Here is a 914-nt window from a genome sequence, read left to right on the forward strand (position 1 = left end):
GACTGCTGGGCGGCGACGATGGCGTTCACGATGAGCTGCCCGTCGCCCGCCTGCGGCTGGTATCGGGACGGGTACGCGGAGACCTGGACCGCCTGGCACACCTCGCCGATCGGCGCGGTCTTCCAGGAGTTGTTCGGGTACTTGCTGACCATCTTGTTGAGGAAGGCGTTGGTCGCCCAGATCGGATCGAGCCGGTTGGCCTCCGACCCCCACGGGTCCTGCTGCTGGAACAGGCCGACGCTGGTGTGGTCCACCTTGTCGGCGATGTTCTGGATGCCGGTCTCCACGATGGTCGTGGTCACCGCGATCACCGCGGCCCGCAGGTCCAGCCCACGGTCCTGCACCGCCTTGACGACCATGCGGGCGCAGGAGACCCGGTAGGCCGTCATGTAGCCGCGCAGGCTGGGGTCGCCGACGTGCAGGCTGCCGTTCAGCTGGGTGGCCAGCGCGGCGTCGGTCGCCGTGGTGCCGGACGGGTCACAGGCCTTGAGGGTGTAGGCCGTCGCGTGCATGTCGATGGCCGGCGCGGCGGGGCCGGGGGTGGGCGTGGGCCCGGCCATGGCCGGGCCAGCGGTCAGGACGAGCCCGGCGGCGGTCATCGCGGCCGCGGTGGCCAGGCCGGCCCGGGACAGAACGTTGGTCTTCATGCTGGCTCCTTGGGAGAGGGCGCGGCCGCCGGCCGGATGCGGGCATGGCGGCACGCGCCGAGGTGAGGAAGAGAAAAGGGAAGGAACGGCCGGGAACGCTCCCGGCGGGACCGGGCGGTGCCCGGTGCGGCCGGGGCGATCTCCCCGGCCGCGGGGTGTGTCAGGCCGGCAGGTTCACACGGCGTCTTCTACGGCGTCTTCTACGGCGTCTGCCAGGGGGTCCGGCCGGGCCCGCGTGGCGCCTGCGCTCCGGGGCGCGCGTCAGGT

The 914-nt window shown here is 72.6% G+C and carries 1 protein-coding gene; it reads right to left on the bottom strand.

Features of this window, described 5'->3' with window-relative positions; genetic code table 11:
* The coding region (locus Sru01_RS35105) for a hypothetical protein (protein ID WP_203995266.1) at positions 1-647 on the bottom strand (647 nt) is incomplete at its 3' end.
* Between the last annotated feature and the right edge of the window lie 267 nt (positions 648-914).

This window comes from Sphaerisporangium rufum, assembly GCF_016863395.1.
GTDB classification, from domain to species: Bacteria; Actinomycetota; Actinomycetes; order Streptosporangiales; family Streptosporangiaceae; genus Sphaerisporangium; species Sphaerisporangium rufum.